The 14,502-nt window shown below is 74.2% G+C and carries 12 protein-coding genes; 3 read left to right on the top strand and 9 right to left on the bottom strand.

Going from position 1 to position 14,502, the window contains the following annotated elements; genetic code table 11:
• Window positions 1–67: 67 nt before the first annotated feature.
• The 5 genes from ABZ725_RS19440 to ABZ725_RS19420 form a co-directional block, all read right to left on the bottom strand.
• A complete protein-coding gene (locus tag ABZ725_RS19440; protein WP_358803853.1) occupies window positions 68–2,161 on the bottom strand; it encodes an SWIM zinc finger family protein in 2,094 nt (697 codons plus the stop codon).
• A complete protein-coding gene (locus tag ABZ725_RS19435) occupies window positions 2,161–5,001 on the bottom strand; it encodes a DEAD/DEAH box helicase (protein WP_358803852.1) in 2,841 nt (946 codons plus the stop codon). Before ABZ725_RS19435 ends, ABZ725_RS19440 begins: the two co-directional genes overlap by 1 nt.
• A 157-nt stretch (window positions 5,002–5,158) precedes the next feature.
• Window positions 5,159–5,752 carry a sugar kinase gene (locus ABZ725_RS19430; protein WP_351905395.1) on the bottom strand — a complete coding sequence of 198 codons (594 nt, stop codon included), beginning with the start codon at window positions 5,750–5,752 and terminating at the stop codon, window positions 5,159–5,161.
• A 72-nt stretch (window positions 5,753–5,824) separates the two neighbouring features.
• Window positions 5,825–6,973 (bottom strand): ROK family glucokinase, encoded by a 1,149-nt coding sequence (locus tag ABZ725_RS19425; protein WP_351905397.1) that lies wholly within the window; start codon window positions 6,971–6,973, stop codon window positions 5,825–5,827.
• A 334-nt stretch (window positions 6,974–7,307) separates the two neighbouring features.
• The gene (locus ABZ725_RS19420) at window positions 7,308–8,045 is read right to left on the bottom strand and encodes a GntR family transcriptional regulator (RefSeq protein WP_351905597.1); all 738 of its coding nucleotides are present in this window, start codon (window positions 8,043–8,045) and stop codon (window positions 7,308–7,310) included.
• 129 nt (window positions 8,046–8,174) lie between these two features.
• Between ABZ725_RS19420 and ABZ725_RS19415 the strand changes: the two genes are divergently transcribed.
• Complete coding sequence (locus ABZ725_RS19415; RefSeq protein WP_351905399.1) at window positions 8,175–9,191, top strand: Gfo/Idh/MocA family oxidoreductase; 1,017 nt, start codon at window positions 8,175–8,177, stop codon at window positions 9,189–9,191.
• Between the two features lie 49 nt (window positions 9,192–9,240).
• Here ABZ725_RS19415 and ABZ725_RS19410 read toward each other — a convergent pair whose 3' ends face one another.
• The 3 genes from ABZ725_RS19410 to ABZ725_RS19400 form a co-directional block, all read right to left on the bottom strand.
• The gene (locus ABZ725_RS19410) at window positions 9,241–10,443 is read right to left on the bottom strand and encodes a cytochrome P450 (protein WP_358803851.1); all 1,203 of its coding nucleotides are present in this window, start codon (window positions 10,441–10,443) and stop codon (window positions 9,241–9,243) included.
• A gap of 61 nt (window positions 10,444–10,504) precedes the next feature.
• On the bottom strand, window positions 10,505–11,194 hold the full coding sequence (locus tag ABZ725_RS19405) for a response regulator transcription factor (protein WP_358803850.1): 690 nt from the start codon (window positions 11,192–11,194) through the stop codon (window positions 10,505–10,507).
• A 100-nt stretch (window positions 11,195–11,294) separates the two neighbouring features.
• The gene (locus ABZ725_RS19400) at window positions 11,295–12,548 is read right to left on the bottom strand and encodes a histidine kinase (protein ID WP_358803849.1); all 1,254 of its coding nucleotides are present in this window, start codon (window positions 12,546–12,548) and stop codon (window positions 11,295–11,297) included.
• Between the two features lie 200 nt (window positions 12,549–12,748).
• On the opposite strand from ABZ725_RS19400, the gene ABZ725_RS19395 reads away from it, so the two are divergent.
• Entirely contained in the window at window positions 12,749–12,949 is a 201-nt protein-coding gene (locus ABZ725_RS19395; protein ID WP_351905407.1) for a hypothetical protein, read from the top strand.
• Between the two features lie 69 nt (window positions 12,950–13,018).
• Here ABZ725_RS19395 and ABZ725_RS19390 read toward each other — a convergent pair whose 3' ends face one another.
• Entirely contained in the window at window positions 13,019–13,405 is a 387-nt protein-coding gene (locus ABZ725_RS19390) for a ribonuclease domain-containing protein (protein WP_351905409.1), read from the bottom strand.
• Window positions 13,406–13,627: 222 nt separating this feature from the next.
• On the opposite strand from ABZ725_RS19390, the gene ABZ725_RS19385 reads away from it, so the two are divergent.
• A complete protein-coding gene (locus ABZ725_RS19385; RefSeq protein WP_351905411.1) occupies window positions 13,628–14,392 on the top strand; it encodes an SDR family oxidoreductase in 765 nt (254 codons plus the stop codon).
• Window positions 14,393–14,502: the final 110 nt, after the last annotated feature.

Here is a 14,502-nt window from a genome sequence, read left to right as displayed (position 1 = left end):
GCATCGTACCGACGCACCCTGGGAAGCTCCGATTCGCGTCGCGCAGCCGCCTGCACCGGGGCGACGATCACATCTCGTCGGCGCCGCCCAGGCCGGTGAGCGCGCCCACCGGATCCGGGTCGGGGGTGCCGCGCGGCCACCAGTCGTCGTGGCCCGGATCCGACTCGTAGGCGTACCACAGTCCGTCGCGGCCGAAGCGGAGTTGGACGTGACCGCGCGGGTGGGTGAGGTGGTTGCGACGCGGGCGGAAGGCGGGCAGGTCGGCGGCGAGGAGGAGGGGGCGGGCCCGGTCGAAGCGTCCGGCCGGCGGATCCCACTGCTCCTCCAGGACGATGAGCCCGTCCGGCCCGCCCTGGCGCCAGGCGGCCACCGCGCGCGCCAGCTCGGACGGGGTGCGGCCGGCGGCGGAGGCGAGCGAGGCGTACAGGGAGCGGGTGGTGGCGGTGAGCCCGGAGCCGGGGCGCGACGCGGCGAGCCGTACGGCGTCCTGCCAGAGGGTCAGTTCACCGATCTCGTCGTGCCCGGAGAGCAGCAGGGCGTGGGCGCGGGCCGCCGCGTCGGTCGCCAGGTGGTCCAGCGCGAAGGAGTCCGGGCCGCCCGGCGCGGACGGGTAGGCCGGGGGCTGCTCGGGGTGCGGGGGCACGGGCGACGGGGCCGGGAGCGGCGGCAGTCGACGCTCGGCGAGGGCCTCCCCGGCCCGTACGCCCGGCAGGGGTTCCGGTTCCTGTTCCTGAGCGGCGCGGGCCGCGCGGGCGGCGTTGCGGCGGGACAGCGCGTCGAGCAGCTCGCGTTCGCCCCGGCCGCGCAGCAGGAGCAGGACGAACGGGTCGGCGTCGAGCAGTCGCGCGCTCTGGTAGCAGAGGGCGGCGGCGTGCTTGCAGGGGTGACCGCGGTCGGGGCAGCTGCAGTGCGGCTCGAGGTCGCCGGGGCCGGGCAGCAGGGGCACCCCGCATTCGGCGAGGGACTCGGGCATCTCCTTGTCGAGCAGGGCGGCGATGTGTCCGGGGCGCTCGACGGCGGCGTCCAGGAAACGCTCCCAGTCCTCCTCGCCCAGGGTGCGCAGCCGCACCTGTACGCGGTACGGACGGGGGCGGCTGCCCTGTACGTACGCCAGGACGAGCCCGGGGGTGACCGTGATCGCGTCCACGTTTCCCTGCTCGGCGTAACCGCGCCCGCGGGCCAGGCGGCCCGGGTCCAGGGCGCCCTCCTCGAGCGCGGCGACCCAGGCGTTGCCCCACCAGGTCTCCGCGAACGAGCCGCCGGTGCGCGGGGGGAAGGCGGGGAAGGTGCGGCGGTGGTCGCCGTCCCGGGAGGGGGCGGCCATCGAGCGTGCGGCGCGGGGCGGTTCGGCGGTCGGGAGGAACGAACTCTCGTCGGCGGTCGCCGCGTCGTCCCCGTCGGCCTCGAACTCGGGCTCGGGCCTGGACTCGAACTCGGGCTCTGGCTCGGCCTCGAACTCGGGCCTGGACTCGAACTCGGGCTCTGGCTCGGTCCCGAACTCGGGCTCCGACTCGGCCGTCTCGTGCTCGTGGGACGGCATCCGGAAGGCGCCAGCGAGCGACTCCCTGACGACACGCGCACGTTCGTCGGCGACAGGGTCGCGCGTACGGCTCGGTGGGCGGGCTTCGGCGGGGCGGACGTCGGCGCGGGGGCGCGGGCGGGAGGGGGAACGGGGGCCGTTGCGTGCGGTCTCGGGCCCGGTCGGCTCCCCCGCGTCGGCCGCGCCCTGCCGCGCCTGCGCCCGCGCCGCGCGCAGAGCCTCACGGGCGACGTCCCCGGGACGCGGGCCCGCGGGGGTCTGAGGGGTGGGGGTCTGCGGGGCGGGGGCCGGTGCGGGGACGGCGTCGGCTGCCGGGGTGTCCGCCACGGGGGTGCCGTCGGCTGCGGAAGCGGGTCCGGGAGCGGATCCGGAAGCGGGAGCGGGAGCGGGTTCCGGCGTCCGCCGCAGGGCCGCGCGAGCGGCGTCGCCCGGCCTGGGGGCCCGGCCTTCGGGCTGCTCCTGCTTGTGGGACTGCTCCTGCCGCCGTTCCCGGGCCTCGCGCAGCGCGCGGCGTGCCTCGTCGGCCGGCCTCGAACCCGGCTCCTCGTACGCCTCGGGGGCCGCCGCCTCCGCCTTCTCGGGCTCGTCCTTCTCCGGCTCGTCCCTCTCCGGCTCCCCCATCACGCCTCCCTCCGCAGCCTGACCAGGTCGGACAGTTCACGGTCCGTCAGTTCGGTGAGGGCCGACTCGCCGGAGCCGAGGATCGCGTCGGCCAGGGCGCGCTTGGCCTCGAGCATCTCCGCGATGCGGTCCTCGACCGTGCCCTCGGTGATCAGGCGGTGCACCTGGACCGGCTGGGTCTGGCCGATGCGGTAGGCGCGGTCGGTGGCCTGTTCCTCCACCGCCGGGTTCCACCAGCGGTCGAAGTGGACGACATGGCCCGCGCGGGTGAGGTTCAGGCCGGTGCCGGCGGCCTTCAGGGAGAGGACGAGGATCGGGGTCGCGCCGCTCTGGAAGCGGTCCACCATCCGCTCCCGCTCGGGTACCGGGGTGCCGCCGTACAGGAGCTCGACCGGGACCGCGCGGGCGGTGAGGTGGGCGGTGATCAGGCGGGCCATGCCGACGTACTGCGTGAAGACGAGGGCCGAGCCGTCCTCCGCGAGCAGGGTGTCCAACAGCTCGTCCAGCAGGGCGAGTTTGCCGGATCGGGTGGCCAGGGCGTCGCCGACGGAGGCGGCCTCCTCCTTGAGGTACAGGGCCGGGTGGTCGCAGATCTGCTTCAGCGCGCCCAGGAGTTTGAGGACCAGGCCGCGGCGGGCGATGCCGTCCGCCGTCTCGATGGCCAGCAGGGACTCCCGCACCACCGCCTCGTACAGCGCGGCCTGTTCGCGGGTGAGCGGGACCGGATGGTCGGTCTCGGTCTTGGGCGGCAGCTCGGGCACGATGCCGGGGTCGGACTTCTTGCGGCGCAGCAGGAACGGGCGGACCAGGCGGGCGAGGCGCTCCACCGCGGCTGCGTCCTCGCCGTTCTCCACCGCGCGCGCGTGCCGGGCGCGGAAGGACTTCAGGGGGCCGAGCAGTCCCGGTGTCGTCCAGTCGAGCAGGGCCCACAGCTCGGAGAGGTTGTTCTCGACGGGGGTGCCGGTGAGCGCCACGCGCGCGGGCGTCGGGATCGTGCGCAGCGCCTTCGCCGTCGCCGAGTAGGGGTTCTTGACGTGCTGGGCCTCGTCCGCGACGACCATGCCCCAGGGCTGCTCGGCCAGTGCGGGGGCCGCCGAGCGCATCGTGCCGTACGTGGTGAGGACGAAGCCGCCGGACAGGTCCGCCAGGCTGCGCTCGGGGCCGTGGAAGCGGCGGACGGGGACGCCGGGCGCGAAGCGGGTGATCTCGCGCTGCCAGTTGCCCAGCAGGGAGGCCGGGCAGACCACCAGGGTCGGCTCGGTGCGGGCCCGCTTCAGGTGCAGGGCGATCAGGGTGATCGTCTTGCCGAGGCCCATGTCGTCGGCGAGGCAGCCGCCGAGGCCGAGGGAGGTCATGAGGTCCAGCCAGGCCAGACCGCGCAGCTGGTAGTCGCGCAGGGTGGCGTGCAGGCCGGCCGGCGGCTCGGCGGGGTGCACCCCCGCGGTGAGCCGGTCGCGCAGGGTGGCCAGGGCTCCGACGGGGACCGCCGTCACGGTCTCGCCGTCGACCTCCGCGGTGCCGGTGAGGGCGACGGACAGGGCGTCGACCGGGTCCAGCAGGCCCAGCTCGCGCTTGCGGGCCTTGCGCACGAGCGCCGGGTCGACCAGGACCCACTGGTCGCGGAGCCGGACCACCGGGCGGTGGGCCTCCGCCAGCAGGTCCATCTCGGCCTCGCTGAGCGGGTCGCCGCCGAGCGCCAGCTGCCAGCGGAACTGCAGCAGTTCCTCGCTCTCGAAGAAGCCGGTGCCGTCGGTCGCCGAGCCCGGCGCGGGCCGCACCACGGCGGCCGCGGCGAGGTCCTGCGCCAGGTCCCTCGGCCAGTGCACGGCGACGCCGGCGGCCGCGAGCCGGGTGGCCGCCACGCCGAGCAGATCGCCCAGTTCGTCCTCGGCGAGGGCCAGGACGTCCGGCGCGTCCTGTTCGGCGAGCCGGGCGAGCGGCGGCCAGACGCGGGCCGCGCGCCGCACCGCGAGGGCCGCGTCCACGCGTGCGCGTGCCCCGAAGGCGGCGTCGGCCGCGCCCGCCCACAGGGCCGCCGCGTCGGTCACCAGGGTGGGGTCGGCGAGGCTGTGCACCTGGACGACGGCCGCGCCCGCGCTGCGCCCCCGCCCGCCGCCGTCGTCGAACAGGTCGTACGCGTTCAGGTCGAGGCGGAGCGAGATCCGCACGCCCGCGTCCATGCCCGCGGCGACCTCGGCGGCCCAGTCGTGCGCGCCGGGCAGCCGCTGGGGCCGGCGGTCCGCGAAGGGCTTCCCGCACGCGTGGGGCGCGGCCGGGGTGCGGGGCATGGTGTCCGCCACGGCGTCCAGGAAGGACCGCATCAGGGCCTCCGGGCGGGGCAGCAGCAGCGGGCCGGGGCCGGGGAGCGGCACCGCGTGGCCCTCGTGCGGGAGCGCGGCGGCGACCGCGCGCAGGTGTGCGATGTCCTCCGGGTCCAGCGGGCCCGCCCGCCAGGCGTCGTGCCCGGCGGGCGTCAGACCGGGCAGCAGGCGGCCGCGGGCGGTGAGCCGCAGCGCGTGCAGCGCGGCCGCGCCCCAGCAGGCCGTCGCCGGGTGGGCGGCGGGGTCGCGGCGGGCGCGCACGAGCAGCGGGAGCGCCTTGTCGAGCGGCAGGGACAGGGCCGGGGCCTGCCTGCGGCGGATCGAGGAACCGTGGCGGCGCACGACGGTGAGTTCCGTGGGCTCCGCGTCCGTCGTGTCGGGCAGTGTGCCGTCGGCCGGGTCCCAGAAGGCGACGCGGCCCTCGCGCGGGAGGGGTGCGGGCAGGAAGACGGCGGCCAGCCGCACCGGGACGCAAGCCGTCTTCGCCGGTGCCGTGCCGTCGTCGGCCAGGGCGCGCATACCTTGTGTCCACCTCCCGCCCGCGTGTCGGATCAGTCGTCTTCGACTCTACGGGCGGGGTCTGACATTCGGCCCCGGCGGCCTGCCGAGCACCCCGTCGGGTCCGGTCGGCTCCGTTCGGGCCTGGCCGGGTCCGGGCGGGGTGGGTCGGGGTGGATCAGGGGACCGCGCGCGAGACGACGTAGACGAAGGGGTACACCGCGTTGCCGGTGTTCACCACGATGTCCAGCGTCGGCTGGGGGTCCTTCTGCTCATGGACGATGCCGAAGTCGTCGCCGGGGCGGGAGCCGGGGCCGGTGAACTTCCAGCCCGTGATCTCCTGGTCGCGGGCGCTGATGGTGATGTCGCCGTTCTTCAGGTCGGCCCGGCTCAGACCGACGTCCGCGAGGAACTGGTCGAGACCGTCGTGCGTGGTCTGGAACTGCACATAGAGACGGCTGGTCTTCCAGTTGTTCGTCTCGTAGTAGGCGACCTGGTTCGACGGGTGCGGGATCGGCACCTGGTACAGCCGGCGCTGGACCTTCGACGGCCAGCCCTCGGTCAGGCCGGTGGCCGAGTACTTGGCCTCCTTGTTCCTGCCGCTGTCACGGCTCTGGTTGGCGGAGATCACCAGGTAGCCGGCCGGGACGCCGATGAGCAGCACGATGATCAGCAGGGTGAGCGCCCTGCGGCGGATCACGTGCCGGCGGTCCTCCGGCGGGCGGGACGGCTCACCGGCGGCCGCGGCCTGGTGGGGCAGCGATGCTGTCATGCGATGTCCCAGGTAGTGCGGGGCGGTGCGGTGGTCATGCGGTGTCCGGGGCGGTGCGGGGCGGCCCGGCGGTCACGCCGGGTCCTGGGCTCGGCGGGCCGCCTCCGTGAATCGTTCGAAGCGCTCGTAACGCTCCACGCGGCGGCGCTTGGCGCGCCGGAAGCGGCGGGCGACCAGGCGGGCCAGGTCGGCGGCCCCCACCATGCCGGCCTCGGGGCCCAGCTGGGCGCGGACGATCCGGGCCTCGGGGCGGTAGCCGCGGCCGGTGAGCTGGCGCTTGAAGGCGTCCCGCGCGGGGGCGATCAACAGGTCGTCGGCAGCCGAGACACCGCCGCCGATCACGAAGCAGGACGGGTCGAGGGCGGCGGCCAGGTTGGCGATGCCGACGCCGAGCCACTGGCCGATGTCCTGGAGCAGCTCGATGCACATGGCGTCGCCGTCGCGGGCCAGCTCGGTGATCATCGGGCCGGTGATGTCGCCGATGTTGCCCTTGACGTGCTCGATGATCCCGTAGGCCACCGGGGAGTCGGCGGCGGCCAGTTCACGGGCCTCCCGGACCAGCGCGTTGCCCGAGCTGTACTGCTCCCAGCAGCCGCGGTTGCCGCACGGGCAGCGGTGGCCGCCGGGCACGACCTGCATATGGCCGAACTCGCCGGCGACGCCGTACTTGCCGCGCTTGACCTGGCCGTCCTCCAGGATCGCGCCGCCGATGCCGGTGCCGAGGGTGATCATGACGAGGTGGTCCTCGCCGCGGCCCGCGCCGAAGCGCCACTCCGCCCAGGCGGCGGTGTTGGCGTCGTTGTCGACCAGCACGGGAACCGCCAGCCGACCGGAGAGACGGTCCCTGAGGGGCTCGTTGCGCCAGGACAGGTGGGGCGCGAACAGGACGCGGTTGCGGTCCGCGTCGACCCATCCCGCCGCGCCCACGCCGACCGCGTGCACGTCGTGGCGGTCGGAGAGGTCCAGGACCAGCTCGACGATGGTGTCCTCGACGACCTTCGGGCTCTTGGACTTGTCCGGGGTCTCCGTGCGGACCTTCTCCAGGATGTTGCCGTCGGCGTCGACGACGCCCGCCATCACCTTGGTGCCGCCGATGTCGATGCCCACCGTGGGCACCCGGGGCGCGGTCAGGTGCGAGCGGCGCTCCCGGGTGCCTACCGTGCGCAGCGCCGGTGCGCGGCGGGAGCCGATGGGGGCGGTGAAGTTGCCGTAGGTGCTCATCGTCGCCGATTCTGCCTCACCCTGATGCCGGGTGCCGAGCCGGGCGGCGGCGGGCCGTGCGCGTCGTCGGCCGTTCCCGGGTGTGTCGTGGCTGGTCGAGGCCCACGGGGCGGCGCGACAGGGCGACGCGGTCCCGCACCCTGCCTCGGGCGGCCGTGAAGGGGGTCACACGTCTCATGACCGTCGACTGTCTCGTCCTGACATATCGCCATCCTGGCATATTGTCCGGACAATGCGACCAACACGCTGCGGGGCGACCCCTCGCCCCGGGTCCCGGCCCGGGATCCGCACGGGGTCCGCACGGGGGTCCTCGGGGGAGCCCTCAGAGGAGTCCTCAGGGGCGCACGAGCAGCTGGAACTCGAAGGAGTAGCGGGTCGGCCGGTAGATGTGGTCGCCGAACTCCACCGCGCGGCCGGTGTCGTCGAAGGTCGTGCGCTGCATGGTCAGCAGCGGGGCGCCCTCGTCCTCGGCGAGCCGCTCGGCCTCGGCGGCGGTGGCGGCCCGGGCGCCGATGGACTGCCGGGCGCTGTGCAGGGTGATCCCGGCGGCCCGCATCAGCCGGTACAGGCCGGTGGCCTGGAGCTGCTCGGTGTCCAGACCGAGCAGACCGGAGGGGATGTGGTTGCACAGGTACGCCATCGGCTCGCCGTGCGCCAGCCGCAGCCGCTCCACCCGGTGGACGTCGCTGCCCTCGGCGACCGCGAGCGCGGCAGCGACCTCGGCGGACGCGGGGACCATGGTGTTGACCAGGACCGTGGTCGCCGGACGCTGCCCGGCCGCCTCCAGGTCGTCGTAGAGGCTGCTGAGCTCCAGGGGGCGCTTGACCTGGCTGTGCACGACCTGCGTGCCGACGCCCCGCCGACGCACCAGGAGGCCCTTGTCGACGAGCGACTGGATCGCCTGGCGGACGGTCGGCCGGGACAGGCCGAGCCGTGCGGCCAGCTCGATCTCGTTGCCCAGCAGGCTGCCCGGGGTGAGCGAGCCGTGCTCGATCGCGGCCTCCAGCTGCTGGGCCAGCTGGAAGTACAACGGCACCGGAGAGCTTCGGTCCACACGTAGTTCGAGCTGCACAGTCGGGTCCACTCCTGGTTTCGGCACGGGCCGAGCGTAGCTCCGTGGCCGGTTGACGGGAAGTTCTGTGGTTCGGTTGTCCGGACATACGCATTGACAGGGCACTGCCTGCGAGGTCACTTTGATTCCATGCGCATCGGGGTCATCGGGACGGGCCGCATAGGCACCATTCATGCGAACACACTCAGCCGTCACCGCGAGGTCGGATCCCTGATCCTGACGGACGCGGACCACGCGCGGGCTCAGGAGCTCGCGTACCGGCTGGGCGAGACGGCCGCCCCAGGGGTGGACGAGATCTTCCGCTGGGGCGTGGACGCCGTGGTGATCACGACGGCGACCTCGGCCCACGCCGAACTGATCGGCCGGGCGGCACGCTCCGGGCTGCCGGTCTTCTGCGAGAAGCCGATCGCCCTGGATCTGGCGGGGACCTTACAGGCGATCGCCGAGGTCGAGTCCGCCGGAACGATCCTTCAGATGGGCTTCCAGCGCCGCTTCGACCCGGGGTACGCGGGGGCCCGGGAGGCGGTGCGTTCGGGGCGGCTCGGACGGTTGCACACGGTGCGGGCGCTGACGTCCGACGAGTCGCCGCCGCCGGCCTCGTGGCTGCCGGTGTCCGGCGGGATCTACCGGGACGCCCTCATCCACGACTTCGACTGTCTGCGCTGGGTGACCGGGCGCGAGGTGACGGACGTCTACGCCACCGGGTCCGCCGCCGGACCGGCGATGTTCCGCGAGGCGGGCGATGTGGACACGGCCGCCGCCGTCCTCACCCTCGACGACGGCACCCTCGCCACGGCGACGGCGACGCGGCTGAACGGCGCGGGCTACGACGTCCGCATGGAGCTGGCCGGGGAGCTCGACCAGATCGTCGTCGGCCTGGACGACCGCACGCCGATCGCGTCCACCGAACCCACCGGGCCGCCCGCCGCGGACAAGCCGTGGACCGGGTTCCTGGAACGCTTCGAGCCCTCGTACCAGGCGGAGCTGAACGCCTTCGTGGACGTCGTGCGCGGCAAGCGGGCCAACCCCTGCGACGGCCGCGAGGCACTCCAGGCCCTGCGGATCGCGGAGGCCTGCGAGGTCTCCCGGCGGGAGCGCAGAGCGGTGTGGCTCGCCGAGATCCCGGAGACCTCGGAGGCGGGCTGAACACGGGCGCGCCGGTGTCTCAGGCTCCGGTGTCTCAGGCTCCGGTGGCTCAGGCCCGGGGGTCGCTGCTCGGCGTCCAGCGGAGCGGCAGGCTGCGCATTCCGCGCATCAGCATGCCGGGGATCCATTCGCCGGGCGGTCCGTCGAGCGCCAGGGACGGGGCGCGCTCGACGAGGGAACGTATCGCCGTGCGGGCCTCCAGGCGGGCCAGCGGGGCCCCCAGGCAGTAGTGGATGCCATGGCCGAAGGCGAGGTGGCCGCGGTTGTCGCGGCGGATGTCGAAGCCGTCGGGAGCCGGAAAGCGCTCCGCGTCCCGGCCTGCTGCGGTCAGGCCGATCATCACCGCCTCGCCCGGCGCGACGGGCACGCCGGCGATCTCCAGCGGCTCGGCGGCGAACCGGTACGTGGCGTTCTCCACCGGCCCCTCGTAGCGCAGGGTCTCCTCGACCGCGCCGTCCAGCAGGGTCATGTCGGCGCGCAGGGCGGCGAGTTGGTCCGGGTGGGTGAGCAGGGCATGCACCGCGTTGGAGATCAGGTTGACGGTCGTCTCGTGGCCGGCGATGAGGAGCACGAACGCCATGCCGCGCAGTTCCCCGGGCGAGAGCCGGTCGCCGTCCTGCGCGGTGGTGCGGATCAGGTCGCTCAGCAGGTCGCCGCTCGGTCCGGCGCACCGCTTGTCCTCGATCAGCTCGGTCAGGTACTCGCCGAGCCGCACGAACGCGTCGCGCTCGGCCTGTGCGCTCGTGGGCGCGACGGCCTCGCTCGACAGCTTGCGGAACTCGGTGCGGTCCAGCTCGGGAACGCCGAGGAGCTCGCAGATGACGGTGAGGGGCAGGGGGTAGGCGAGCGACTCCACGAGGTCGGCGCGGCCGTGCGGAAGCATCGCGTCGAGCAGGTCGTCGGTGATCTCCTGGATCCTCGGCCGCAGTTCCTCCACGCGGCGCACGGTGAAGGCGCGGGAGACCAGCGAGCGCAGGCGCGTGTGCTGCGGCGGGTCGGAGACCAGCAGGTGTCTGCCGATCGCCCGATCGTCGGGGAACGTGCGGCCCATCCGCGAGGCGTCCTTGGCCAGCCGGGGGTCGGCGAGCGCCGCGCGCGCCTCCGCGTGGCCCACGACGAGCCAGGTCACGTGGTCCTCCTCGGGCAGCCGCACCCGGTGCACCGGGCCGCGCTCACGCAGCCGCGCGTAGACCGGGTGCGGGTTCCTGCGGAAGTCGTCGCCGAACTCGCCCAGGTCGACCGTCTCGACCATGCCGCTCCCCCTCACGTCGTCCGCAGAACATGCCACCCCCTACAACGCGCGGGACGTCCGCTCAGTGCCCGCCGTGCTCCCCTTGCTCCCCTTGCTCCAAGAGGCCCGCGTCGTAGGCCAGGAGGGCGATCTGGACCCGGTTGTTCAGGTCGAGCTTGGCCAGCACCCGGGAGACATGGGCCTTCACGGTGGCGACGCTCATGAACAGTTCGGCGGCGACGTCCGCGTTGGACAGTCCCCGGCCGACCGCGACGGCCACCTCGCGTTCGCGCTCGCCGAGCACCGCGAGCCGCACGCACGCGTGGGCGCGCCGGGTGTCGGCGGCCGTGCCGGCCGCATGGTCCATCAACTGCCGGGTGACCGCGGGCGACAGGACGGGGTCGCCGGCCGCCACCCGGCGCACGGCGTCGAGGATCTCGGCCGGCGGGGTGTCCTTGAGGACGAACCCGGCGGCGCCCGCGCGCAGCGCCCGCAGCACCTGTTCGTCGGCGTGGAAGGTGGTGAGCACCACGACCTGCGGGGCGTCCTCGCGCTCCCGCAGCCGTCGGGTGGCGGTGATTCCGTCCACGGACGGCATCCGGATGTCCATCAGGACGACATCGGGCCGGGTGCGCTCCACGAGCCCCTCCACCTCGCCGCCGTCGGCGGCCTCACCGACGATCTCGATGTCGTCGGCGCCGCCCATCATGAACGTCAGACCGGCCCGCACCAGGGGATCGTCGTCGACGAGGAGGAGTCTGATCGCAGTCATGGGTCTTACGTAATCACGGTTGCGGCAGGCGAGTTGCGCGGATGCGGGCAGTGCGGACGCAGCGGGTCACCGTGCCGGTGGCCGGAGGGACAGGCTCCGCTCACGCCCACGGCAGCCGGGCCCGTACCTCGAACCCGCCGTCCTCGCAGGCCCCGTGCGTGAGGCGGCCCCCGGCGAGCGTCGCCCGTTCGGTCAGGCCGATGAGGCCCTGGCCGGAGCCGGGGACGGCCGGTACGTCGCCCTCGGGGGCCGGGTTGCGCACGGTCACGGCGAGGCCCTCGCCCCGCCCGCCGGACACGGTGACCGCGGCCTCCGCGCCCGGGGCGTGCTTGCGGGCGTTGGTGAGGCACTCCTGGACGATGCGGAAGGCGGTGCGGCCGACCGAGGCGGGGACGGCGTCGGCGTCCGTGACGCGCTGGTCGAGGGTCACCTTCATGCCGGCCTCCCGGGACTCGGCGACCAGCGTGTCCAGGGCGGCCAGCGTCGGCTGCGGGCGGCCCGCGTCGTCGGGTTCGCCGGCCCGCAGGACTCCGATGATCTCCCGCAGGTCCTGGAGGGCCTCGTGGGCGCTCTCGCGGATGACCCCGGCCGCCCGCGCGATCTCCTCGCGGGGCGCGTCGGGACGGAACTCCAGCGCGCCCGCGTGCACGCTGAGCAGGGTGAGCCGGTGGGCGAGCACGTCGTGCATCTCCCGGGCGATGGACTCGCGGGCCAGTTGCTGCGCCTGCTCGGCGCGCAGTCGGGCCTCCGTCTCGGCGCGCCGGGCACGGTCGCGCAGGCTCAGCATCAGCTGCCGTTTGGAGCGCACGAACATGCCCCAGCCGATGGCCGTGACGATGAACAGCACGCTCCACGCCACCGACGGCCCGTACGCCAGGGTGGGGTCCGGGCGGACCCAGGCCAGCAGCGGGAGCAGGGCGAGCTGGGCGCCGCCCACCCAGGCCACATAGCGCAGCGGCCGGTGCACGGCGAGCGTGAAGAGGGCGACCGCGCAGGCGCCGGCCGAGGTGGTCGACAGGAAGCCGAGCGGGACCAGGGCGACCGCCAGGGCGAGGGGCCACCGGCGGCGCAGCCAGACCGCCGCGCAGGCGAGGACGCCCAGGAGCTGGTCGGTCACGGCGAAGGCGGGCGAGAGGTCCGCGCCGCCGGGGAACGCGTCCGCGACCGCCAGGCCGACGCCGACGGCGATGAGGAAGCAGCAGAAGTCCACGACCCAGTCGCGGGCGGTGCGCCGCTGCGGCCGGCCGGGGCGCTCGGGGTCCGGGGCGAGCTCCGCGACCAGGGCGGACGGCAGCAGCCATCGGCGTCCGGTGATTCCGACCGCCGTCGGCGCCGTGTCGTCGTCTGCCTTCATGGTCGACAAATCTACGCAGTGCGGGCCCGCGGCACCTCTTCGTGGCCCGGATCCCTACCGAAGGGAGGTGACGATCGACCGAAGTCGCGGCGCCCGCTACTTTCGGCGCGGCCGGGCCGCCGGGACGGGGCCTTGCGTCGGACATGTCTCGCCCCGCGGCCGATGGCGCGAGGGGGGTCCGCGGGGCGAGGGTCTCGGACATGAAGGAACTGCTGGGAGTACTCGGATTTCTCGCCCTGGTGCAGGGCGTCCTGGGCCTGCTGCACGAGTTCACCGACTGGCACGTGGGTCTCGTGCAGCGGCTCGGCTTCCTCGACGGCTACGAGGTGTACGCGAGCGCCGCGCTCATCGTGCTGGCGTTCGCCCTGTTCGCCGCCGCGGAGAGCCGGAGGTCGGGCTGAGTGGGGTCAGCCGGACCTCCGGTCCCGTCGCGCCGCTCCTCGGCGTTCGACAGCTGATCGGGGGCCGGCTCAGCAGCCGTAGTTGATCAGCTTGAACGTGACGTAGTGGTCCGCCGTGTAGTAGTCCTCGTCGGTCTTCTTCCCGGTCACGATGCGGCGCGCTCCGCGCGTCGACGACCCGGGGGTCTTCACCGTGTACTCGTGGTAGTAGCCGGTCGACTGACTGGGCAGCACGCCCTCGCGGTTCTGGAAGACGGCCCCGTCCTGCGAGTACGGGAAGGGTCCGCCCTCCTCGATCAGCTCGAGGGTGTCGTACGCCTGGGACGGCAGGCTGCCGTAGCAGATGCTGCCGACCGCGGCGTGCGCCGTCGTGGCGGAGACGGTGCCGCCGACGAGCAGGGCGGTCAGGACGGCCGCCGATGCTCCGATGCGGGTGATTCGTGGGGGGAATCTCATGCCGACATGATGACGCGCGTAGACCGTGGCATGTCAATGACAACTCCGAGGATTTTCCCGTCAAGTCCGATGAATTTTCGGGAAGTTAACCTGCGGCTACCCGTTGTCCGGGAGTTCCTGCGGGCCATGGCGGGGCCGGCCTTCGAGGTCCGAGCCAGCCCCGGCGATCTCGATGTCCGTTCGCCGCCAGCGGCGCAGGACCCCGACGGCTGGGATGGAGGCATGACGACGACATACGCAAGGACGACGGCACACGGAACTCTGCACGGCAAGGCGGCCCTGGTCACCGGCGGCAGTCGCGGGATCGGGGCGGCCACGGCCCTGCGGCTCGCGCGGGAGGGCGCGGATGTGGCGGTGACGTACCTGAACGGCAAGGAGGCGGCCGAGGACGTCGTGCGGGCCGTGGCGGGCCTGGGGCGGCGGGCGGTGGCCCTGCGCGCGGACTCGGCGGACCCGGCGGAGGCGGCCGGGGCGGTGGACCGGGCGGCGGAGGCGCTGGGCGGTCTCGACGTGCTGGTGAACAACGTGGGCGTCGGCGTCCTCGGCCCGCTGGAGCAGCTCGACCTCTCCGAGGTCGACCGGGTGCTGGCGGTGAACGTGCGCGGGGTGTTCCTGGCCTCGCAGGCGGCCGCCGGGCGGATGACGAGCGGCGGCCGGATCATCACGATCGGCAGCTGTATGACGCAGCGGGTGCCCGGCCCGGGCGGCACGCTGTACGCGATGAGCAAGTCGGCCCTGGTGGGACTGACCAAGGCGCTGGCCAGGGAGCTGGGTCCGCGCGGGATCACGGCGAACCTCGTCCACCCGGGCCCGGTCGACACCGACATGAACCCGGCGGACGGCCCGTACGCGGCCGCCCAGGCGACGATGACCGCGCTGGGCCGCTTCGGGCGGGCGGAGGAGGTGGCCGCGGCGGTCGCGCATCTCGCGGCGGCCGACTACGTCACCGGCGCCGAGTTCGCGGTGGACGGCGGACACGCGGCGTGAGCGTCGGGCGGGCGCCTCCCGCACCCGGTGCAGGAGACTCCCGCGCACCCGGTGCGGGTGACCGAAGTCGTGGTGCGCCGCCCTCTCGTCCTGCCCGTGAACACCCCGTC

The sequence above is a fragment of the Streptomyces sp. NPDC006872 genome (genome assembly GCF_040635845.1).
Lineage (GTDB): Bacteria > Actinomycetota > Actinomycetes > Streptomycetales > Streptomycetaceae > Streptomyces.
This window is presented reverse-complemented; position numbering and strand designations above follow the sequence as displayed.